Raw genomic sequence first — 22,224 nt, 5'->3', positions numbered from 1 at the left:
GAATTTCTATTTTGCTATTTAAAGAGGGTTAAATGAGATATAGTTTTATACGTCCAAAACCAAAAAATTCTATAGATTCAGATACTAAAATAATTTTAGTTTTTTTCTTGGTTACAATTATTTTAACAGTTGGATTTGCAATATTCATTATACTTAAAAAGAATAATTTTATTGATGATACAGAATTGATGAGAAAAGAGATCGCTAAATTTCAAAATGAAAACCGTACTTATAAAAATGAAATTAAGAGAATAGAGTTTTTAGTACAGAAATTTGAATCAATTCAAACACGCAATACACTTTTAAAAGAGAGTATTCAAAATCTATTTGATTTAGTACCGGATCAGATAACTTTAACAAAAGCAATTTTAAATAAAGATGGATTAGTTTTATATGGTGTTACTCCTTCAAAAGATGTATATAACTATCTTCTTCAGGCTCCACTAAAATCAGTTTTTCATAGAAATAATACTACATTTTACCCTCTTAAAAATGGATGGTATCGTTTTGTGTCAATCAATGAAGGTGGCATAGATACCGGGAATGGAGTTGATGAGTGAACTTTAAAGAGATTCGTTTAATACGTATGCTTGTATTAATATTGATATATTTGATTATACTCTTCATACTAATTTTTGGTATAGTTATTCCTTCTATTAAACAGTATAAATCAAAAAGTAAAGTGTACCATACGGTACAAAATGAGTATGAAATGATTAAAAATGAGCATGAGTCTTTTTATGATAAACTCAAATCTTTACAACATAAAAATAGAAAAATAATAGAGACATTTGAAAAAGATTGGGATAAAAATGTTTTTCTTGAAAAAGCAAATAGATTTTTCATAAGAACAGAACTAAAACTTGTAGATAATAATTTAAGTGATACTAAATTTAAAATATATGAACTTGATGCTACTACACAGATGTCTTCTCCTGAAAATTTTTATCGCTTTATGGAAGCACTTCCTCTTATGCCATTTGCAATTCAGGCAGATTTTCCTATATCATTTTACTCAAATGGCGATTTTATAAGTGGAGTTTTTCGTATTAAAGTCTTTCAGGAAAAGAGAAGAGATCAAAAAGTTTCTATTTCAAGTAGTGAAAATAATTCTTCAAAATTGACAGAGTCAAATAGATAGGGTCTAACTTTAGAACCTATTTTAAGTTCTCTGCAACGCTCTTTAAACCATTTAGGCATTTTTATTTTTCCTGGTTTAATATATGCAGATATATATGTAAGTTTGTCATTTATCTCTATGCACCACTCTCCCCCAATAACAGCGCTGCGACTATTTAAAATATGTTCACGTTGAGCACTGCTGGCTATATACCCTTCCTTTTTTAGCAGAGTATCAATATGGTGTATTAAAAGTTTATCATCAGTTGGTGTTTTAATACAGTAAAACTTTTTACTTTGAAAGTAGATGTACGGAGGTGGAAAACAGTTTGCTTTTTCTTGTAGCAAAATTTTAAAGCTTTTAGCAATTCCACTGCTTGACTCTTCCATTAAAAATGATGCAGCATATTTTCTGAAACGGTTTCTTTTAAAAGAGTCAGATTGGTTTGTATGATCTAAAAAGTATTTTATCTTTTTTGTCTCTAAAAGCTCAAGCAGACTCTTTTTGGGAGTGAAAAGAAGAGGTCTAACTATGTTGTAACTCTCTCTAGATTCTATTGGCTGCATTCCAATAAGCTCTGCTAAGCCACAACCTTTACAAAGTTGCATTAAACTCCACTCAAGCATATCATCAAGTTGATGAGCTGTAATTAGATTGTTGTAGTTATACTTTTCTATTAACTCTTCAAAAAATTTATAGCGTATATTTCGTGCATTGTACTCAAAGTTTTTACCGCTTAACTCTATTTCAAGAAGATGACACTTTCTGTTATCACTATTTGCAAGTTGAAGTGCATACTCTACCTCTTTTTCGCTTTGCTCTCTAACTTTGTAGTTTACTATTGCAATATCAAAATCTATATTTTCCTCTTTAAGAAGGTGGTAGAGTGCAGTAGAGTCAACTCCTGCCGAAAAGGCAAGAAGATTTTTTCTGTTTTTTAAAATCTTTAAGCTCGAAGGCTCAAGAAGCATTTATAATTTTTCCAATTAATTGATTTCCTGCAGACTCTGTAACTAAAACCTGGTAGGTTTTACCAAATTCTACACCTTCAACTTCACTGTCATTTATTAAAACAGTTCCATCTATCTCTGGTGCCCAAAGCAAAGGTCTAGCAGCAAGCAGATACTCATGCTCTTCACTTGGACCTTCAACAATCATTTCCAAAGTTTTTCCTACCATTTTATTGAGAGAGTTTTTAGTAGTTTCTTCTACAATTTCACCAAGTTTTTCAGCTCTTTTATGTATGGTTTCTTCATCTATTTTTGGATGCAGTTCATATGCAGATGTTCCCTCTTCATCTGAATATTCAAAAATATTAACACGATCAAAAGCAAACTCTTCAATGTAATTGCAAAGATCTTCAAACTCCTCTTGTGTCTCAGTAGGAAAACCGACAATGACACTGGTACGCACGAAACTGTTTGGTACAGCTTTCATAGCATTAAGAAGTATTTTAATTTTATCACTGCCAATTCCGCGCTTCATTGCTTTAAGTACTCTATGATTTATGTGTTGTATTGGCATATCAAAGTAGTTTTGAAAGATTTTAGATACAGCTATAGTTTCAATTAATTCCATAGATGTAGTGCTAGGGTAGAGGTATAAAATTCTGGCACTCTTTACGCCGTCAATCTCTTCAATAGCTTTTATTAGATCAATCAAGCCATCATTTTTTCCAAGATCTCTTAAGTAACTGCTGGAGTCTTGAGATATAAAGCTAAAATCGTAAAATCCTTGATTTACAAGTCTTTTTACCTCTTTAACAACACTCTCTAGTGTTCTTGAGTGAAGCTTTCCTTTGAAACTTGGAATGGCACAGAAACTACAAGTTTGATTACATCCTTCAGCCAGTTTAACGTATGCATGAGAAGTTGAGCCTGTAACAATCCGTTCATGATTTTCATCTGCCAAAAAGACATGAGGGGTAAAATGGCTTTTTCGTTTTGCAATAAGCTCATCTATTTTGTCATAATCCCCCACGCCTGTAAAAATGTCAACTTCAGGCATCTCTTTTTGCAACTCTTGCTTATAGCGTTCACTTAAACAGCCTGCCATAACAAGAACAGAGTCCTCTTTTCGTGCCTCATGCAGATTTAAAACAGTTTGAATACTCTCCTCTTTTGCCGCATCTATAAATCCACAGGTATTTACTATTATGACATCAGCTTCATCAGGGGAATCTGTCATCTCAAAATTTTTCAAACGACCAAGCATTACTTCAGTATCAACAAGATTTTTTGTACAGCCTAGCGAAACTACGTGTAGTTTTTTATTCATTAAATCTTCCATTATCTTGAAACTTTTTACAAAAAAATTTTAGGTGATTATATCTAAACTAGACTAATCTTTGCACTATTTTGTTTCAAGTTTTAAAAAGGAAGAATTTTGTCTATAAAACGGTGATACCATTTATCATCCATTTTAACCCAAATATCATGAAAGTAACTCTTTTCTTCATCAAAGTTATAGAGCCAGGCTCCAAGCTCAACCTTGTCGCCTCTGTTTTTAAAGATTTTTGTAACTTCTACCTTTTTAATTTCAAGAGGTGGTACAAATAGTTTATATTTTTTTATTGGGTTGAGGTATCGTAAATATGGCAGTTCCATTTTGTAAAGAGTTTTTAGATCATAACTTTCACTCTCTTTTAGACTCCAGTATCTTTTAAATGACTCTTGAAGGCTAGACTCCAAAGGTACTTTAAAATCAAACTCTACAGCAAAAAGCATTTGAACAAACAAAAAAACTATTATTAATATTTTCATAAAATAGACCTCTTTAAACATTTTTCTTCTTCTAACATTTTTTCTCTTTTTACTAGTTTTTTAAGAAGTTTTTTAATAGCAGGTTTTAGATCTTTATACTCTGTAGAAGAGACTCTTTTACCATCAAGTTTTAAGATAAACCAGTAATCTCCTGCTTTAATTGGTTCAGATACCCCATTTTTTTGTGCTGTTTCTATCCAATTACGTAAAGAGTATGGAAATTTGTCGAGTTTAGTGTAACCAATGTAGCCACCTATTTGAGCTGAATCATCTATTGAGTATTTTTTTGCAAGTTTTTCAAAGTTTTCTATATTCTCTTTTAACTCTCTTTCTATACTGTCTGCAAAAGTTAAAGATGGTATGACCATAATTGAAAGATTTGCTTCTAAAGATGGTTTAAACTCATCTTTATGATCAATGTAAAAAGATTTAATATCATCTTCTGTAGGTTCAAACTCGCTACTTCTCTTTTTAATATATAGTTTAGCCATAGCCTCTGTAAGTTTTAGTTTCAAATATGCTTTGTCGTTTGCATCAAGCATATAATTTTTTTGTAGTGCCTTTGCAAAAATCAGATTTCTCTGTTGAATCTTTTTTATATATTTATCAGGTATATTCAAGTTATCAATATTACGTAATAACTCTATTTGTTTTGATGATATATCTGGTAGATTAATATCATAACAAGATGGCTTTGCTTGTAACAAAGATGCAAGTAGTGTTAATAACACAGTTATTGTATTTAGTTTCAAGAAAATCCTTTGATATAGTTAATTGGCAACTGGTTAATGAATAAACCAGCTAGCCAATAACAAAATAGTATGTATATTTTATAATGCAGGCAATAGTGTACCGGTAATGTTTTCTTGATCAGTTACCGTATCTGAGCTATCTAAAGCTTTTTCTATTTCCAGGTTATCTCTTAATTCTGCTATACTTTGATCAAGTTCAGCTGATGAATTTGCTTCTAATGCTGCAATTGAATCTATATAGAGACTATAAGCAGAGATATATTCTACAGCTACACTTGTTGCTAATACATCTTTTACCATAGAGGTGAGCAGATCAATATCTATTGCAGATGGTGACATAGTTTGTGTTGCAGAAGCCTCAACTATTTTATCTGCCATCAAATCAGCAGCATTGTTCAGTAATGCTGCTGCTACCAAGTTGTAAGCTTTAGCAAGGTCGATATTGTTAGTTGAGTAAGGATCTGACATTACCTCTTCTGCACTAATTCCAAGAGTTGTAGCGATCTGTTCAGTTGTTACTTTACCTGTTGCTATTAGTGTTGTAAAAGGTGTAGCTACACTGTATCCAGCAGGTGCAACCATATTTGGTGCAGTTGGCTCTGTAACATCTGCTATGCCGTTTTGATTGACATCTATTTTTCCTCCAACTGTCTTAAATCCTTCAAGTTCACATTGAAGAGTAGTATGCCCTTCAGTTTGGGTAATGGAGCTACAAGTAGAATCATTCAGTGCTGTAACAGTTGCTCCTATAACATATCCATCAATTACCTGGATATCTGTACTTGCAGCTTCTACAGGTGCTGTTTGTGTATCTGTAGTGCTGTTTATTGCTGAATCATCACTACCTCCACCACATCCACTAAAAGTTAAAACTGCTGCGGCTGACATTGTAATAAGTAGTCTCTTTTTTTGCATTATATTTCCTTGTATGCAGAGATGAAAAATCTCTGCTGAATTTTTTGATTATTTTTGAATATTGATAGCTGGATAGACCCAGTTTGTAACGCCTTGCCCCTCTACATATGTTCCTACCATTTGGGTAGCTATAGATGGTACATCGTATCCGGCTTTATCAAAATCAACCAAGACATACCCACCGTTTGCAAAAGTTGCATCTTGAGCTATTGCTTCTCTTATGTAGGTTGACAGTGTTACATCTATGCTCTCACTTGATTGCACCTCTTTTGTAAATGTCAGATAGCTTGGAAGAGCAGGGGAGAATGCAATACTGTTAAACTCAGTCTCATTATTGTTGTAGATAGCTGCAAAAGCTTTGTATTGACCAAAGTTAGTGATCTCTCCATTTTCATCTGTTTGAACTCCTTCAAAGAGTTTTCTGCCTTCTGCTCCATCAAATCTATCTGCTGGATTAGCGGCATCTAAAGCTACCAAACCATCATTTGTATTTGGAGCAAAATTCATTTTTTGAATGATAGTTCTTTTGAAAGGTGAAGTCATTAGAAGTAAGTTATTATCAATTGCATCTTCATTGTCATAAGCTATGATCACATCATCCAAATCTTTTGATTCAAGATCATCAAGCCACTGACCAAGTGTTTTGTTTACACCATATTGAAGCATACCGTTGGCATCTCTTCCAAGTGTAATATCAATCATATTTCCTTTTTCACCTTCAAGGTAAACAAGCCCTGTTTCAGGGTTGTTATAATCATAATATACAGGTGGAATAGTCATAGCTGTTTTTGTGATGGTATTGATGATTTTTACTTCACCTACCAGTGTTGCATATTTTGCCAGTACCTCTACATTGTCACCAAATACTGTACCGGTATTTACAGTATCAATGCTTGGACTTGTTACATGTGCAAATATTCCATCATCAATAAGTATTGCTGTTGTAAGTCCACCCGTTCTGACTTTTGTAGCCCACTCACTATAATCTTGTCTAAGAGTTAAGTGTTGACCGTGGTAATCATTGTTAACAACAACACTTTTTACAACTTCAAAATAACCTGCATTCGATGGAATCTCTACACTTAGAGGGTGTTCTATACTTGCCATTTCATAGTTGATTGTCTCAAGAGGACTAGAGTTGTCTGTAGACTCAATATAGTATTTACCATCTTTCTCTACAACTTGTGCTGTCCAAACATCATGGGCTGATAGATATACATTGAAATCCATTATCTCTTTTGATGTCTCTTTCTCAAAAAAGATCACTTTTGCAACATTTGAGTATTGACCACTAGTATTAATGATTTTTATCTCTGTTGTAAACCCACCACCGGCATAAAATGCTGGGAAGAGTAGAGCATCACCATTAAGATTTTTTGAATACTCTAAAGAGTGCTCTAATTTGTCGGTTGTCTCATAACTAGTGGTATTGTTATCTAAATAGTGCAGATCACTGACTTCATATGCCATTGCGCCTGTAGTTAAAACTGCAGCTGCAGTAACTGTTGAGAGTAATTTTTTTGTCATGATGATGACCCTTTTAATGAAATTTTGCATAAACGAAAAACTCTTTTTCTTTACGCAATTGGAGGATTGTACAAATGTTTATTGCAAAGAAAATGCAGGTATATAGGGGTGTTGCTATAAATAAATATCATATTTTTCATCATTCACTTTAATAAATAAAAATTATAGTTAATTTACAGCAGTGATATAAAATTAAGTTATGATTTTTTATCATATAAAGCTACTAAAAACAGGAGGTGATTAATGGATGATAGAAGAGAAGCAGTAAAAAAACTTTTTACTGCAAAAAGTTCTCGTATAGATACTAACAGAGGTGATATCTACTATCAACGGCTTTATGAACAGTGTAAAAAACATATTGAAGAGTTAAAGATACTTGAACCATTTGGTAATAAGCTTGAACTTAATGAAATTCTTTCTGAAGAGGGATGTAGTCGACGTGATTTTATGAAATGGGTAAGTGCAACTACTGCAATGCTTATGTTGCCAAGTTTTTTTGAACCTTTGGTAGCAGAAGCAGCTGAAGTTATGAATCGTGTGCCTGTTATTTGGATCGAACTTCAAGATTGTGCAGGTAACTCTGAAGCTTTCATTAGAAGTGATGGCCCTAAAGTAGATGAAATTATTTTAGAGTTGATTAGTCTTGAGTTTCAAGAAACACTAATGGCTGCATCAGGTCATCAGGCAGAAGCACAATTACATGATGCAATGGAGACATTTAAAGGAAAATATCTTCTTTTTGTTGAAGGTTCTATTCCTACTGGAATGAATGGTTATTATGGAACAATAGGACCAAGTGGTGAAACTTTTGAAGAGCATCTTAAAAGACTTGCCAATGATGCTGCTGCTGTTGTTGCTGTTGGAAGTTGTGCTACATTTGGTGGAATTCCTGCAGCCTCACCTAATCCAACTGGTGCAAAAGGAGTTATGGATATTGTTAAAGGTAAACCTATTATTAATATTCCTGCATGTCCAGCAAATCCGGCAAATATGGTAGGGGTAATATTGCATTATGTATTGACAGGACAGATTCCTGAACTAGACTCTCTTTTACGACCTAAATTTGCATTTGGTTACCGAATTCATGACAATTGTGAAAGACGTGCACACTTTGATGCAGGAGAGTTTGTAGAAGAGTGGGGTGATGAAGGTGCTAAAAATAATTTCTGTTTATATAAAATGGGTTGCAAAGGACCTATGACATTTAATAACTGCTCTATTGTTCGCTATAACGAAGGTGTGAACTGGCCTATTGGAGTAGGGCGTGGATGTATTGGCTGTTCTGAACCAGATTTTTGGGACAAATATGCTTATGAGCGTCCAATGGCAGATGCCAATATTAAAGCACCTACCGGAGGTGTAGAAAAAACAGTAGATGAATTTGGTCTTGGTATATTGACTGCTACGGGAATAGGAATAGGAATACACGCTGCAGCAAGTGCATTGGCTGGTAATAAATCTGATGAGGGGGAAGAGTAATGAGCAAACATATTGTTGTTGATCCAATTACAAGAATTGAAGGGCACCTTAGAATAGAAGCTGTAATAGATGATAACAATACTATTGTAGACGCATATAGTTCGTCAACTATGTTTCGAGGTATTGAAACAATTTTAAAAGGTAGAGATCCTCGAGATTGTGGTCTTTTAGCAATGAGAATATGTGGTGTATGCACAGGAACACACTATCAACGAAGTATTGAAGCAGTTGAACATGCATTTGGCATCACAATTCCAAAAAATGCCAGGTTAGTTAGAAATTTAATTCAAGGCTCACTCTATCTTCATGATCATGTTGTTCACTTTTATCATTTACACGCACTAGATTGGGTTGATATTACCTCTGCACTAAAAGCTGATCCCAAGAAAACTGCTGAAGAGGCAAAAAAATGGGCTTCTATTGCAGGAGAAAAGGCTTGGACAGATTCTGAAAGTGAGTTTTCACAAGTTCAAGAACGTATTGCAAAATTTGTTAAGCAGGGAAGACTTGGAATATTTGGCAATGGTTATTGGGGAAATAAGAATTATAAATTGACTCCAGAACAGAATCTCATAGGCGTTACACACTATTTGCAAGCACTTGATCTTCAGCGTGATGTTGCAAAAATGATGGCGATTTTTGGAGGTAAAAATCCTCATCCACAAAGTATTGTTGTTGGTGGAGTAACATGTGTACAAGATATTAAAAATCCGGCACGAATTGCCCTTTTTAAAGATTTACACATGAAATTTAGAAAGTTTATTAAACAGGCTTATCTTCCAGATGTCTATATGGCAGGTACAATGTATGCCGATGAAGCACTTGAGGGTGCAGGTGGCGGATTGAAAAACTATTTGGTTTATGGTGGATTCAGGCTTGATGACAATCCTATGTATAAAGGTGAGCTACTTTTCCCTAGTGGATTGGTTTTAAATGGTGACCTTAATAATGTTATCGATTTTGATACAGAAAAAATTGCTGAAGATGTTTCTCATTCATGGTATAAAGGAGAAAAACCTCTTCATCCGTATAATGGGCAAACAGAGCCTGAGTATACAGGATTTGGCAAGAGAGAGAATGGTATAGCATATCTTGATACTAAGAATAAATATAGTTGGATCAAATCTCCTTTATATGATGATACACGTGTTGAAGTTGGACCACTTGCACGAATGGTAGTTGGTTATGCAAGAGGAGATAAACGTATTCAAGAGTATGTAAATAGATTCTTAAAAAATGGAAACTTGCCTGTAAAAGTACTTTTTTCTACTGTTGGGCGTACTGCTGCACGTGCAATAGAGACTGAACTAATGGCAGACATTATGATAGATTGGATTGATGAATTGGCTAAAAATAGTGCATCAGGTGATCTCTCAACATGGACTGAATTTGATTTTGATAAAGTGAGTAAAAGTGCTAAAGGTTATGGTATTGAAGAGGCTCCACGTGGATCACTTGGTCATTGGGTACGAATTGAAAATGGCTTAGTATCAAACTATCAAGCAGTTGTACCATCTACTTGGAATGCAGCACCTCGTGATTATAAAGAGAGAATGGGAGCTTATGAATCAAGTTTGATTGGAATCAAAGTTGCAGATCCAGATCAGCCTCTTGAGATTCTTCGAACTATTCACAGTTTTGATCCATGTATTGCTTGTGCTGTACATATAGTTGATACAAAAGGTAGAGAGCTTGGCGTTTACAAGGTAGATACAAGCTGTTCTTTTTAAGGAGATCGCATGAAACCTGAATATAAAAGAGTTAAAAGGATGACTACAGCAGGAAGGATCATTCACTGGGTAAATGCAATTGCTATATTAACTGCTGTAATTACAGGATTATATATAGCCCACCCTTATTATCAAAGTTTTATATCTGATCCTGCGGTAGATAAATATGTAATGGCTTGGAATAGATGGGTTCATCTGATAGGTGCAATTTTACTAGATGTTACATCTATCATTATTGGCTATTTATACTTTTTCAGTAGATTTGAAAAGCCTTATAAAAAGCTGATACCAACTGCTAAAAATATTAAAGAGTTTTTTGAAGTATTGATAAACTTATTAACACTTAATCGAAGAAAGAACTTTGATTCAAGTCATAATGATAGTTTTAACACAGTCTATTTTACTATTTTGCATCTATTGCTTGGTTGGATGCTATTAACTGGTTTGCAGTTATATGTACATGGATTAGGGTCAGGAACAAGCTCTGTTGGAAGCTGGTGGCCTACAATTTTACATTTAACAACTGACTGGACTATTTCTGTTACTGGTGGTACATTGATGGATGTAAGAATCTCTCATCATCTTACAATGTGGTGGATATTGGCATGGGTAATGTTTCATATTTACTATCAAGTTTGGCGTACTATCTATTGGCAAGAGGGCGATATTGCTATTGTCTTTGGTGGATCTAAATTTAAACGAAAGTGATAAAAATGAAAGAGAATGATACTATTATTATTGGTATTGGAAATATACTGTTTAAAGATGAAGGAGTTGGTATTTATGCCGCTAAGTATTTGGAGGAGAATTATGATTTTTCTCCAAATATAGATATTATTGATGGTGGAACATTGGGCTTTAAGCTTATGACATATTACCAAAGCTATAAAAAGGTTATCATTCTCGATACAGTCTCAATCAAAGATGAGGCCGGTTCAGTATATAATCTACCGGCCGATGCTTTAATGGGGCTGGGAAGTTATCGTCAGACTGCACATGAAGTTGAAGTAGTTGAAATGCTTGAAATATGTTCAATGCTTAACAGTATGGCAGAAGTTAATGTTATAGGTATAGTACCTAAAGATATTGAGAGTGTTGATATAGATTTGACTTACACTATAAAAGAGAAGTTTGATAATTTGGTTAAAGCAACATTAAAAGAGCTTCAAAATAGCGGTATAAGTGCAAAACCAAAAAAATTATTTAAAACGTTAGATGAAATTATTAGAGAGTACAATTCTCCTACTGTGGCAAGTATATAGTTATTAAAAAAGGAGTCATTTATGGCATTTATTTTTGAATTAGAGTATATCTCTTCACATAGTTATATTTTACGCTATATAGAGGCTCTGTCTAAGCAAAGTAAAGTTGAGGTTTCATTAATCCAGTCTAATGATAAAATAACATTTATAGCAGATGAGAATGATCCAAATCTTGTAGATTTTTTGAAAGTTTTGGGTGAAACTCTTCCTGCCTCTCTTTTTATGAGGGGATCTGAACATAGAGTAGATGATATACCTGCCATAAAAACAGAGTTAGACAATAGTTTTTCTATTCCGCACTCAATAGGTTTATGTCCAGTTTGTCAAAAAGAGTTGTTTGACCCATCTTCTAGGCGTTACTATTACCCTTTTACAAGCTGTAATTGTTGTGGCTCTCAATATGCTTTAATAGAAGGTTATCCTTTTAGACGTGAAAATTCTCAGATGCGTTTTTTTGTGCCTTGTAAAGCATGCGAAGAGGAGATGACCTCTAACCCGTTTAGAAAAGATTATCAGCTCATAAGCTGTCATGCTTGCGGTATTCCTGTTAAAATGAGAGACCGTTCCAAAGAGCGGTATGCCAATGATGCCGGAAGTTTTAGAACCATGTTTGAGGTTGCAGCCAAGGCAATAAAAGATGGTAAAACAGTTAAAATAAAAACATTAATGGGAGAGCGACTCTTTTTTGATGCAAAGAGAGAATATAATTTACCAAATAAAAGGCTTATGGTGCTTGACGCAGGAAATATTGAGTCATTTTGCTCTGTTATAAAAGATGAAATACACTCTCTTCTATCAATTGAGAGACCAATTATTGATGTAGCTGTTAGTGATGAAGAGCTATGGCCATTTTATGGACGTGTAGCTACTATTAAGTATCCTGATGACGGATTTTCTATTTTATTGGCTAAAGAGTTGACATCTCAAGGGTTTGGTTATGTAGGATATATTGAGTGTGATGAAGAGCAATCGGCTGATTATATAATTGATTATGATCTGCAAATAAGCTCTCAAAGTGATATGAGATATTTTATAAATAAAGATTCTAAATTTATTGTAGAAGGTGAAAGAGTCTCATTCCCTGCACATTTAAAACATCATACAAATCGGGTAGCAATAGCTCACGGTTTAGCTGCTGTACCAAATAATGGTAATGTTTTAATAGATAAAATGGAGCATATGGACAATGTTGAAGCTACAGAGCTTTTTGTTTTAGATAGCGAGACTGAAGTACCTGAACACTCAAGAACAGTCTATTTTGATCAAGCATCTGCATCTTTACTCTCTGTTTTACTAGAATATCAGTTTGTAAATGAGAAGGCAGTTGGTGTATATTTTGATAAACTTCCTATATTTTTATACCATAATGGTAATAAGCCTATTGTAGCAGTGCCTTCACTAAAGTTTACTTCATCACAACTACGTGAAAATATTGCAACTCTTCGTGAAGGGTCTGACAGGCTTGTTGAAAATTTTTCAAAGAAGTTTCCTGAAATAGCAGAAAAACTCTTTTCAAAAGATGCTCCTACAGATCTTTTTGAGGCAGCTGCACTGATTATGGGATTAAAAAACCTAGGATTTGAAGCAGTAGGCAAAGAGGCACTTTCATTTGTTGGTAAAGGAGGACTACAAATAGATACAAAACTCTCTGATAATAGATTTGATCCATACGCTTTTCTTGCAAGTATTATGAGTTATAAGTTGGCTGATGTTCCTGTAACACTTCTTGCATACTCAATTTTTGAATCATTTGGTGACTACATTACAGAAGTATTACAAGAGTTAAAACGGCGTTCAAAAGCAGAACATATAGTTTTATGCGGTAAAGCATTTGGTCATCAATCACTTTTTAGCCGTGTTAAAAGAAATTTTGCAAATGAAAAATTTTTAATGAATAGAAAGTTTCCCATAGGTAAAGAAAATGCTGTTTTAGGTGCTTTAGTTCTTTAATGGTTTAATTATAATTTATAATAATCATTTATTGTCAAAATATAAAATACGTAATATCTATAGATATACTTGACATTAACTTTTTCATTGACTATAATACCGGCAATTATTAAGTAAATTAATTGCTTAGGGGGAAATAAAATGAAAAAGGTCATTGTTTTATCTGCTACTTTATCGGTAGCGCTTTTTGCTACTCAGGGTGACAATCTCATAGGTGCCGGTACAAAGTCAAGAGCTATTGCAGGAGCTGCTTCTTCTACATATCTTGGCGCAGAATCTATATTTATAAATCCCGCACTTTTAACTAAGGCTTCAAAGTCTGAGTTTTCCATTGGTACTACACTCTTTATGCCGGATGTAACTGCTAAAAACAGTAATGCCAGTGGCGAAGTTGCAAAAAGCAAGAGTGATTTTGAAGTTATTCCATATTTGGGATATGTTAAGTCTATAGATGATAAGAGCAGTTTTGGTATTGGGCTATTCTCAGTAAGCGGAATGGGTGTCGATTATAGTGATGAACCTGTTCAAAAAGGGCTTGCAGGTATGAAAACACATCTTGTTTATGCAAAGCTCAGTACTGTGTATGCAAGAAGTTTTGGAAAACTTTCATTAGGTGGTGGTGTAGATATCTCTTATGGAGATCTTGAGATGCATATGATCAACCAGTTTGATGGGTCTGATCTTGGAAGCAATGGAGATAGTCACATAGGTGCAGGTTATCATCTTGGAGCTAATTATGAATTTAATGAAAATATAGATTTTTCTTTGACATATACTTCAGAAGTACATATGAAATATAAAGGTGTATTTGATTTTAATTTTGATGGTACTAAAGATGATTTGACTCTTACGCAACCTGCTGAGGTAGGTACAGCAGTAGCATATAGCATTGATAGTTTACGTTTGGAAGCTGACTATAAGCGTATATTTTGGTCAAAAGCAGATGGTTACAAAGATTTTCAGTGGGATGATCAGAATGTAATCTCTTTGGGAGCAACTTGGAACTATAATGAAAAGTGGACATTTAGAGGTGGTTACAGTTATGCAAAATCACCGCTTCATAATAAAGAGTATAAGGATGGAGTAGTAGAAGGTTTTCCATTTCCAAGTCAACAAATTGCCTTTTTTAATCTTGTAGGTTTTCCAGCTATTACGCAAACACACTACAGTGTAGGAGCATCTTATAAAATTGATGATGCTATTCAAATAAATGCAGCATATGTTTATGCTCCAAAAGCAACTGAGTCATTTGCCGGAATTGAGGCTTCTAATAGTCAATCTTCATTTAGTTTTGGTTTAGATTATAGATTCTAAGGAAGAAGGTAAACATGGTTTGTCCTATATCATTTGAACGGATCGATACACATACTTTGCGTTTAAGTGGAATTTTTCTTTTTCTATTTACACTGCTTTTTGTAAGTGAAAATAGTATAATTTGGCTGTTGCCAGTAGTGTTAGAACTTGCTATTCGTGCTATTTTTTCGGCAAAATATGCACCTATGTTTATTTTATCGAAGATGGTAATAAATATTTTAAAAATAGCACCACAGTTGGAGGATGCTGCACCTAAACGGTTTGCAGTGCGTATTGGTTTTTTAATGGCAGTTTTAATTTTATTGTTTTCTCTATTTGGAGTTGACAAAATTGCCACTTTTATTAGTATAATTCTACTATTGTGTATAGGGCTTGAAGTGATTTTCAAGTTTTGTGTTGGCTGTGTAATGTATGGGTTTTTAATAAAAATAAAAGGATAAAGATGGCGGGAATTACAGCTAAAGGTGTCTATGCCGTAGCAGCAATGCTTGTTTTGTATCAGCATGCAGATAAAAATGTTCCTCTCTCTATTGAAAAGATTGCTAATGAGGCTAATGTTCCAAAAAATTTTTTGGAACAGATTTTAGTCTCTTTGAAAAAGAGTGGTATTTTAAAAAGTATAAGAGGTGCATACGGCGGATACCTTTTAGCTAAAGACCCGTCAGAAATTACAGTAATGGATATCATTAACAGTGTTGAAACACAATGCTGTGAAGATGTATGTAGAACTGACAATCCTGTACTTAGACTTTTTTGGAATGACTTTAGATCACATATGCAGATATTTCTTTCAAAACCAATTACATGTTTTTCTGAGTATATACAGAAATCTGCAAATGAGAATATGTACTATATTTAGTTTTTAAAAATACAATAAATAGCAGATTTTTACTTCATAAAAATACTCTTCTGCTTTGATTTTATCTTCAATTTTGTTATACTAGAACTATAAGATAAGTAAATATAATATTATTTAATAAGTATAATTAGATTTGCTTTATCTTTGTTATATTCAAATAAGGAAGATAGATGCGAAAGATTATTTCTCTCTTTTTCATTTTATTCTCTTCTATTAATTTATATAGTGATGATTATCAGTTGGGAGAAGGCTTAAAGGTAAGTGATTTTCCTGTTTATGTTGGAGGATACTTTTCTATAGACTATAAGCATGAAAATGATTATGATCGTTATCGTATTGACGATCTAGCAATTTTAAGTTATGGTAAAAAAGATAAATTTTCATATATGGCTGAGTTTGAGTTTAAAGAGCTGTATGTAAAAGAGTATGACCAAAACACTTCTACTACAGAGCATAATAGTAAGTTTCATATTGAGAGATTATATATTGACTATACTATAAATGACAATTATTCTATTAGGGTAGGTAAATATAATTCACCTATTGGATATTGGAATTTAATGCCCATAAATGTACTGCGTGAAACTACATCTAGCCCTGTTTCAACATATATTATTTTTCCAAAATTTACTACAGGTGTTACGCTGAAGTATCAAAATTATGAGAGTGAAACATTAGATGTGGAGTTTTTAGCTCAGCAGAATGAAGATATAGATGATGAGTATAACAACTATAAAATAGATGAACACTATGGAGTATCAGTTGAGTATGAAAAAGACACTTTTTCATTAAAGTTTAATGGGGGTTATTTTCATTTAAATAAATCACAGATAGAAAGTAGTCGTTATTATGCAATGTTATCTGCTCAAATTGAGAGAGAGCGGTATCAGATTCTTTGTGAAATTGGAAGACAATATTCAAATAATCTTGTTTCAACTCCTTATGCCTTATATCTGCAAGGTTTATACTATTTTAATGACCATAATATAGGTGTTTTAAGGTTCGAGAGTTATAAGGATAAAGTTATGAATAAAGATGATGAAATAGTTATTTTTGGGTATACATATCGTCCATTATATCCTGTTGCTTTGAAAGCAGAGTATCAAATTCATTCAGAAGAAGCAAATGATAAATTACTATTTTCATTTTCAGTACTATTTTAATGAGAAATTTACTAGTTACTAATGGGTAACAAGGAGATATTTGAATGAAAAAGTTTGTGTTGATCTTTTTATTAATTTTATCTTTTTCTTGGTCAGCCGAATATGCTGTTATTGCTCAAAAGAGTATGCCACCTCTTTCTGAAAAGCAGATTCGTGCAATTTATCTTAAAAAAATTACTATTTTAAACAATATGCTCCTTGTTCCTGTTAATTTGTCAGCATCTTCTTTAATTAGAAAATCTTTTGAAGAGAGAGTTTTAAAAATGGGACACAGTAGGCTTAAAGCTTATTGGACAAAACAGCACTATTTAGGACGCAGACCGCCTCTAAAAATGAAATCTCAAAAAAGTGTAAAAGCTTTTGTTAAAAAGATTGAAGGAGCCATAGGCTATATTGAAGCAGATATGGTAGATGATGAGATAAAAATCATATACAAATGGAGAGATTGATGCAACGGGTACTTTTGTGTGATGATGAGATGATGAATAGGAAATTGGCTAGTAAAATATTGGTAAAAGAGGGGTATGAAGTCGTTGAAGCAGAAAACGGAGAAGAGGCACTTGCTTTATTGGATAATGAGAGTTTTGACTTAATACTTATGGACCTAATGATGCCTGTTATGGATGGTTTTGAAGCTACAAAAAAGATAAAAGAGAATGAAAATACAGCTACAATTCCACTTATTATTATCTCGGCATTATCAGATAAAGAGGCTATACATAAAGGTTTGTCATTAGGAGCAGATGACTATCTTTTAAAACCATTTGATCTTATAGAGTTTAGATTAAGAATAAGTAATGCTCTGAAAATGAGCAGATTACAAAATAGTAAAAGTGAAAAAGAGATTTTATGTATTATGGCAAAAATGGCAGAGTATCGTGACAATGAGACATCTCAGCATACTGTAAGAGTAGGTGAGTTTTCTGCCTTTTTAGCAAAATTATGGGGATGGGACAACGAGCGTGTAGAATTGATGCGTCTTACGGCTCCAATGCATGATGTAGGCAAGGTGGGAATTGCCGATTCAATACTTTTAAAACCTGGAAAACTCACAGAAGATGAGTTTGAAATAATGAAAAACCATGCATATATTGGTTATCAACTTTTAACACATAAAGAGACTCCTCTTTTAAAACTTGCTGCTGAAATTGCATATACTCATCATGAAAAGTATGATGGTAGTGGGTATCCAAGAGGTTTAAAAGGAGATGAAATACCTGAAAGCGGAGCTATTGTAGCAATTGCCGATGTTTTTGATGCATTGACAAGTGAAAGACCGTATAAAAAAGCATTTAGCATAGAAAAGACTCTTGAAATTTTAAAAGATGGCAGCGGAAAACATTTTCATCCTGAAATATTGTCACTATTTTTAGAAAATATTGATAAGGTAATTGCAATTAAAGAAGCACATAAAGATGTTTAAAATTTTTAGAAAATCTCTTCGAAATATTCTTATTGTAGCATTTATATTAGTTGGTTTTATTCCATATACTGCCTTTTTTGTTTATATGCTCTTTTTAAGCGAAAACAAAATAGTTCAAAAGAGTATAAGTGAGCAGTATTTGAGAATAGATGAGATGGAGAGATTAATAGATATGCATCTGTCTCAGCTAAATAAAGAGGTTATTTTTTTAAGTCGTCTTGAGTTAATGGATGATATTGTAACAGAAGATATAGATAAAAGATTAACAAGACTTTTAGAGCAGAAAGCAAAAGATTTAGAATTGGATGCAGTGCTTTACATCTTAGATACTAAAGGCAATTTAGTTGCATCATCAACAAAAAATTATTCTGATTTTATCTCTTTTAATTCACAAAGTGCAAATGGTTTCTATATAAAAGAAAAAACACTATATTTTTATGCAAAAGTCATAGCAAGTTTTGACAGATCAACTGAACTTGGAACAATAGTACTTGCATATAATCTTAATAATTTAAATCTTTTTTTAAGTAGTAATGGAGAAATACACTCATTTATTATAAGTCCAGATAATAGATATATAATTGGTAAAGCAATGAGTTTCTCAATTGACTATAAGGGTAGAATGGGTGACCTAATTGATCATAATCATCTTATTGTTTATAAAGCATTAAAAAAATTTCTTGATGGATGGTATATAGTTTATGCCGTAAAGAAAGATGTTGCATTAGCTTTTTTGTATGACTTTTTACACTTTATGCTCTATATGATTCCTGTAGTAATAATTTTGATAATTGTAATTGCATTGAAATATTCTAAATCTATAATGCGTCCTATTGAAGATTTAACATCACTGACAGATACAATAACAAGAACACAAGATTTTTCTACACATATTTCCATATATACAGAAGATGAGATAGCAAAGTTAAGTAACTCTTTTAACCTAATGCTTCAAATGACAAACAGAGCTTTAAAGAATTTAGAAAAAGAGAATAAAATAAGATTACAGCGTTTTATACAGTTGATTGATATTTTTAACAGTATTATGCAGACACAGAATGAGAAAGACTGTATAAATGTATCATTAGAGAATATAAAAGAGTTGACAAAAGATAGTGAGCTTAAATTTACTCAGGAAAAAGTTAATGATGAGGGTGCTATAGGATTATATGTCAGTAATTTTGAAAGCGGTGAAAAAGAGTATTTTGGTGCTATTTTACTAGATAAAAAGCATTTGGTAGATCCAAATGAGAGAAAATTTTATGAATCTATTGCAAAGATGATCTCTCTTCAACTTGATAGGATACATCTAATAGAAAAAACAATGGCAGCTTCAAGATCTAAATCTGCATTTATCTCAAATATGTCACACGAACTGCGTACCCCTCTAAATGCAATTATTGGGTTTACACAATATCTTATAGCTTATGAAGATTTAAATGAAGAACAGTATGACATTGTAGCAAGTATAGAGTCATCAGCACAATATCTTTTGAGTATGATAAACGATATTTTGGATATTGCAAAAATAGAGTCAGGTAAAATGGAAGCAAAACCTGAAGATGTTAAGATTGTTTCTCTTGTTAAAAGTATTATTGAAATGTTAAAGCATTTGGCAGAGCAAAAAGGAGTAGAGTTTAAGTTTGAAACAGATATTGATGAAGACACCATAGTTAAAACTGATCCTAAAATGTTTAAACAGGTTGTTGTCAATCTAGTATCAAATGCAGTGAAATTTACTGCTAAAGGATTTATTGAAATAAAGCTATATTTTGAACAAGATAGACTCTACATAAAAGTTAAAGATACAGGCATAGGAATATCAAAAGAGAATTTGTCAAAACTTTTTAGTGATTTTACACAAGTAGAAAATGTTATGCAAAAAAGTCATAAAGGTACTGGACTTGGTTTGTCTTTGAGTAAAAAGATGGCTCATATTTTGGGAGGAGATGTTTACCTTGAAAGCGAAGGTGAAGTAAAAGGTACTACAGCTATTTTTTGGATCTCTTTGAATAGTTAAGATTAATAAAAAATATTTGTAATTTAATGAAGCTCCTTGATTATAGGAGCTTCATTTATTTATTATTCTACATATTCTTTGAATTCTACAAGAACTTTATCACAAGGTATTGTAATAATATTTACTGGTTGTTCTTTGTAAAACTTACCCCAGATAGTATAAACGGCATCTGAAAACCTAATACGTATTCTTGATTCAGGACACATAGAGAATACTTTTGATTCAAGACATCCTTTTAGTTCTTCTGCGCTAGAGTACATCTTTTTATTTGAATTTATTGGATTGGTAATAAGCATATAATTATAGCCATTTTGTTTGCATATTTCAGCAAGTTTATATGCTGCTTTTCCTGCTATTCCAGCATTACCAAAGTATAATGTTTTACTTTCACTTACTGTTACACCTACATAATCTTTATGTAAATTATTTACATATGTCTTAGGTCCACATCCACTTAACAACAAACTTCCCACGCCCATTAAACCAATTAGTGCAGTAGTTTTTATTTTGTTGAAAGTCATAATATCCCTTTAAATAGTTTAAAGTATAAATTAGAATATATTATTTGCCGTGAAACATAACTTTGTATAATCTATTTTGTAGTTTCAATACCTTGACCTTCATATAGACCTTTACTTTTTAAATAGTCAATAACTTGTTGAGCATCATAAACAGTAAAATCGACAGGTTTTTTATTGTATAACGCTATTACTAGAGTTGCTTTAGTATTGTATACTCCACATTTATGTAGTCCTGCTCCTGCAATATTAATAAATGCAGCATCTGCAGGGTCACATCTTTTAAGTAACTCTTCTGCAGAGTTAATCATTGCCCCTTGTATATTTGAAATTTCATTAGGCTTAACAATGGCAAAATATTTATAACCTTTTTGAAGTGTAACAGTTGCAGCTGATTCTAATACATTTCTAAAAGCTTTTGATTCATTGTATGACCACGAAGGAGCACCTGCACCGTTTCTTACTTTAATTAATATTTGTGGAGCATCATTTAATTTTCCAATAGTAATTGCTTTTGGTTTTGATGCACATCCTGTCATAATAACTGTAGTTGATATAGCCATTGTTATAATAATTTTTTTTAACATAATAAAAACCTTTTTTAGAAAATTCCGACAATTTGTTTAGCAATCTTTTTTTCTAAGATTGGTAATGCTTCTTCAAGTTTTAGATTCATTTTTATAGCTTCAGCAAAAATTCTTGTTTTCTTTTCTATGTAGTTTGTAGCATATTGTTGTTGTTTTTGTGTATTAATATTATCATGAAGTTCTCCAGCACTATCATTACTTCTAATCGGACCTGCAAAGGTATTCATAAACCCTGCACGCTTTTTATTAGTAATTTGTGCTTGTCCCATTGAACTATTTTCAGTTGTAATAACTTGTTGATTTGTCTTCTCTTTGACAACAATATCTACTACCATTCTATAAATCTCATCTTCTGTAAGTTTACCAACAAGACCACCAACAGCAGCAGCAGCAAGACCTGTTACAAGCCCATTTCTTCCACCATTATAAGAACCTGCAACTGCACCTATTGTACCTGATGCTGCAGCAGCATTAGCAGCATTTGCTTCTTTTAAATTATCAGCAAACCAGCCAAATCCAATGAAATTTAAAACTAACCTTAAACATATTCTTGCTCAAAAAGCTCTGCTGTAAAGTTATCGTCATATTTGCAAGTCCTTTTAATTTCAGCCATTGTAACCTTGCCAGTAGGTAGCTTTTTGCCTTTGTTTTCATTGTGATATAGTTGAAATAGATTGAGTGCAAATGATCTTAAGATTGCCATAGAATAAGGCTCTTTATAAGCTATATGTTCATCTTCGTCCATTAGCATATCTAAATGGTAATGGTAAGTTTCAACTCTCCAGTGAGAGATAATTTTATTGTAAAAATCCTCAGCAGTAGTTCTAAAGTTTGCTATTAAAT

General features: G+C 32.8%; 24 protein-coding genes. 14 read left to right on the top strand and 10 right to left on the bottom strand.

The window, feature by feature from the left end; all coding sequences use genetic code 11:
• The first annotated feature begins 32 nt into the window (after nt 1–32).
• Nucleotides 33–560: a hypothetical protein gene (locus BM227_RS06085; RefSeq protein ID WP_092912162.1), complete on the top strand. Its 528-nt coding sequence runs from the start codon at nt 33–35 to the stop codon at nt 558–560.
• The gene (locus BM227_RS06080) at nt 557–1,141 is read left to right on the top strand and encodes a hypothetical protein (RefSeq protein WP_092912160.1); all 585 of its coding nucleotides are present in this window, start codon (nt 557–559) and stop codon (nt 1,139–1,141) included. The genes BM227_RS06085 and BM227_RS06080 overlap by 4 nt, the downstream gene beginning before the upstream one ends.
• Here the strand turns inward: BM227_RS06080 and tilS are convergent.
• The 6 genes from tilS to BM227_RS06050 all read right to left on the bottom strand — a co-directional run bounded on the left by tilS (nt 1,078) and on the right by BM227_RS06050 (nt 7,076).
• Entirely contained in the window at nt 1,078–2,091 is a 1,014-nt protein-coding gene (gene tilS / locus BM227_RS06075; protein ID WP_092912158.1) for a tRNA lysidine(34) synthetase TilS, read from the bottom strand. The genes BM227_RS06080 and tilS overlap by 64 nt on opposite strands.
• Nucleotides 2,081–3,397 (bottom strand): 30S ribosomal protein S12 methylthiotransferase RimO, encoded by a 1,317-nt coding sequence (gene rimO / locus BM227_RS06070; RefSeq protein ID WP_092912156.1) that lies wholly within the window; start codon nt 3,395–3,397, stop codon nt 2,081–2,083. Before rimO ends, tilS begins: the two co-directional genes overlap by 11 nt.
• A gap of 92 nt (nt 3,398–3,489) precedes the next feature.
• Nucleotides 3,490–3,882: a hypothetical protein gene (locus BM227_RS06065; protein ID WP_143089701.1), complete on the bottom strand. Its 393-nt coding sequence runs from the start codon at nt 3,880–3,882 to the stop codon at nt 3,490–3,492.
• The gene (locus BM227_RS06060) at nt 3,879–4,634 is read right to left on the bottom strand and encodes a foldase protein PrsA (protein WP_092912152.1); all 756 of its coding nucleotides are present in this window, start codon (nt 4,632–4,634) and stop codon (nt 3,879–3,881) included. The genes BM227_RS06065 and BM227_RS06060 overlap by 4 nt, the downstream gene beginning before the upstream one ends.
• A 78-nt stretch (nt 4,635–4,712) precedes the next feature.
• On the bottom strand, nt 4,713–5,549 hold the full coding sequence (locus BM227_RS06055) for a hypothetical protein (RefSeq protein WP_092912151.1): 837 nt from the start codon (nt 5,547–5,549) through the stop codon (nt 4,713–4,715).
• Nucleotides 5,550–5,597: 48 nt separating this feature from the next.
• Entirely contained in the window at nt 5,598–7,076 is a 1,479-nt protein-coding gene (locus tag BM227_RS06050; RefSeq protein ID WP_092912149.1) for a hypothetical protein, read from the bottom strand.
• Nucleotides 7,077–7,319: 243 nt separating this feature from the next.
• Here BM227_RS06050 and BM227_RS06045 point away from each other — a divergent pair, with 243 nt between their 5' ends.
• From BM227_RS06045 to BM227_RS05990, 12 genes are all read left to right on the top strand, one after another.
• On the top strand, nt 7,320–8,555 hold the full coding sequence (locus BM227_RS06045; RefSeq protein ID WP_092912148.1) for a hydrogenase small subunit: 1,236 nt from the start codon (nt 7,320–7,322) through the stop codon (nt 8,553–8,555).
• Nucleotides 8,555–10,285: a nickel-dependent hydrogenase large subunit gene (locus tag BM227_RS06040; protein WP_092912146.1), complete on the top strand. Its 1,731-nt coding sequence runs from the start codon at nt 8,555–8,557 to the stop codon at nt 10,283–10,285. The genes BM227_RS06045 and BM227_RS06040 overlap by 1 nt, the downstream gene beginning before the upstream one ends.
• Nucleotides 10,286–10,294: 9 nt before the next feature.
• Nucleotides 10,295–10,993 carry a cytochrome b/b6 domain-containing protein gene (locus tag BM227_RS06035; protein ID WP_092912144.1) on the top strand — a complete coding sequence of 233 codons (699 nt, stop codon included), beginning with the start codon at nt 10,295–10,297 and terminating at the stop codon, nt 10,991–10,993.
• 5 nt (nt 10,994–10,998) lie between these two features.
• Nucleotides 10,999–11,547 (top strand): HyaD/HybD family hydrogenase maturation endopeptidase, encoded by a 549-nt coding sequence (locus BM227_RS06030; protein WP_092912142.1) that lies wholly within the window; start codon nt 10,999–11,001, stop codon nt 11,545–11,547.
• 21 nt (nt 11,548–11,568) lie between these two features.
• A complete protein-coding gene (locus BM227_RS06025) occupies nt 11,569–13,497 on the top strand; it encodes a carbamoyltransferase HypF (RefSeq protein ID WP_092912141.1) in 1,929 nt (642 codons plus the stop codon).
• 141 nt (nt 13,498–13,638) lie between these two features.
• On the top strand, nt 13,639–14,811 hold the full coding sequence (locus tag BM227_RS06020; protein WP_092912139.1) for an OmpP1/FadL family transporter: 1,173 nt from the start codon (nt 13,639–13,641) through the stop codon (nt 14,809–14,811).
• Between the two features lie 14 nt (nt 14,812–14,825).
• Nucleotides 14,826–15,251 carry a DUF4395 domain-containing protein gene (locus BM227_RS06015; RefSeq protein ID WP_092912137.1) on the top strand — a complete coding sequence of 142 codons (426 nt, stop codon included), beginning with the start codon at nt 14,826–14,828 and terminating at the stop codon, nt 15,249–15,251.
• Nucleotides 15,252–15,253: 2 nt separating this feature from the next.
• The gene (locus tag BM227_RS06010) at nt 15,254–15,670 is read left to right on the top strand and encodes an RrF2 family transcriptional regulator (RefSeq protein WP_092912136.1); all 417 of its coding nucleotides are present in this window, start codon (nt 15,254–15,256) and stop codon (nt 15,668–15,670) included.
• A 170-nt stretch (nt 15,671–15,840) separates the two neighbouring features.
• Nucleotides 15,841–16,833, top strand: a complete 993-nt coding sequence (locus BM227_RS06005) for a porin (RefSeq protein WP_092912134.1) — start codon at nt 15,841–15,843, stop codon at nt 16,831–16,833.
• Nucleotides 16,834–16,877: 44 nt separating this feature from the next.
• A complete protein-coding gene (locus tag BM227_RS06000; protein WP_092912132.1) occupies nt 16,878–17,282 on the top strand; it encodes a type 2 periplasmic-binding domain-containing protein in 405 nt (134 codons plus the stop codon).
• A complete protein-coding gene (locus BM227_RS05995) occupies nt 17,282–18,256 on the top strand; it encodes a response regulator (RefSeq protein WP_177202003.1) in 975 nt (324 codons plus the stop codon). The genes BM227_RS06000 and BM227_RS05995 overlap by 1 nt, the downstream gene beginning before the upstream one ends.
• Nucleotides 18,249–20,276: a sensor histidine kinase gene (locus BM227_RS05990; protein WP_092912128.1), complete on the top strand. Its 2,028-nt coding sequence runs from the start codon at nt 18,249–18,251 to the stop codon at nt 20,274–20,276. Before BM227_RS05995 ends, BM227_RS05990 begins: the two co-directional genes overlap by 8 nt.
• A 62-nt stretch (nt 20,277–20,338) precedes the next feature.
• Here BM227_RS05990 and BM227_RS05985 read toward each other — a convergent pair whose 3' ends face one another.
• The 4 genes from BM227_RS05985 to BM227_RS12730 all read right to left on the bottom strand — a co-directional run.
• Nucleotides 20,339–20,749: a hypothetical protein gene (locus tag BM227_RS05985; protein ID WP_143089700.1), complete on the bottom strand. Its 411-nt coding sequence runs from the start codon at nt 20,747–20,749 to the stop codon at nt 20,339–20,341.
• 119 nt (nt 20,750–20,868) lie between these two features.
• The gene (locus BM227_RS05980) at nt 20,869–21,381 is read right to left on the bottom strand and encodes a hypothetical protein (protein ID WP_092912125.1); all 513 of its coding nucleotides are present in this window, start codon (nt 21,379–21,381) and stop codon (nt 20,869–20,871) included.
• A gap of 14 nt (nt 21,382–21,395) precedes the next feature.
• A complete protein-coding gene (gene traT, locus BM227_RS05975; protein WP_281244307.1) occupies nt 21,396–21,902 on the bottom strand; it encodes a complement resistance protein TraT in 507 nt (168 codons plus the stop codon).
• A 17-nt stretch (nt 21,903–21,919) separates the two neighbouring features.
• Nucleotides 21,920–22,224, bottom strand: a 305-nt coding sequence (locus tag BM227_RS12730; RefSeq protein WP_218147921.1) for a hypothetical protein, incomplete at its 5' end; no start/stop codon positions are given.

The sequence above is a fragment of the Hydrogenimonas thermophila genome (assembly GCF_900115615.1).
Lineage (GTDB): Bacteria > Campylobacterota > Campylobacteria > Campylobacterales > Hydrogenimonadaceae > Hydrogenimonas > Hydrogenimonas thermophila.
This window is presented reverse-complemented; position numbering and strand designations above follow the sequence as displayed.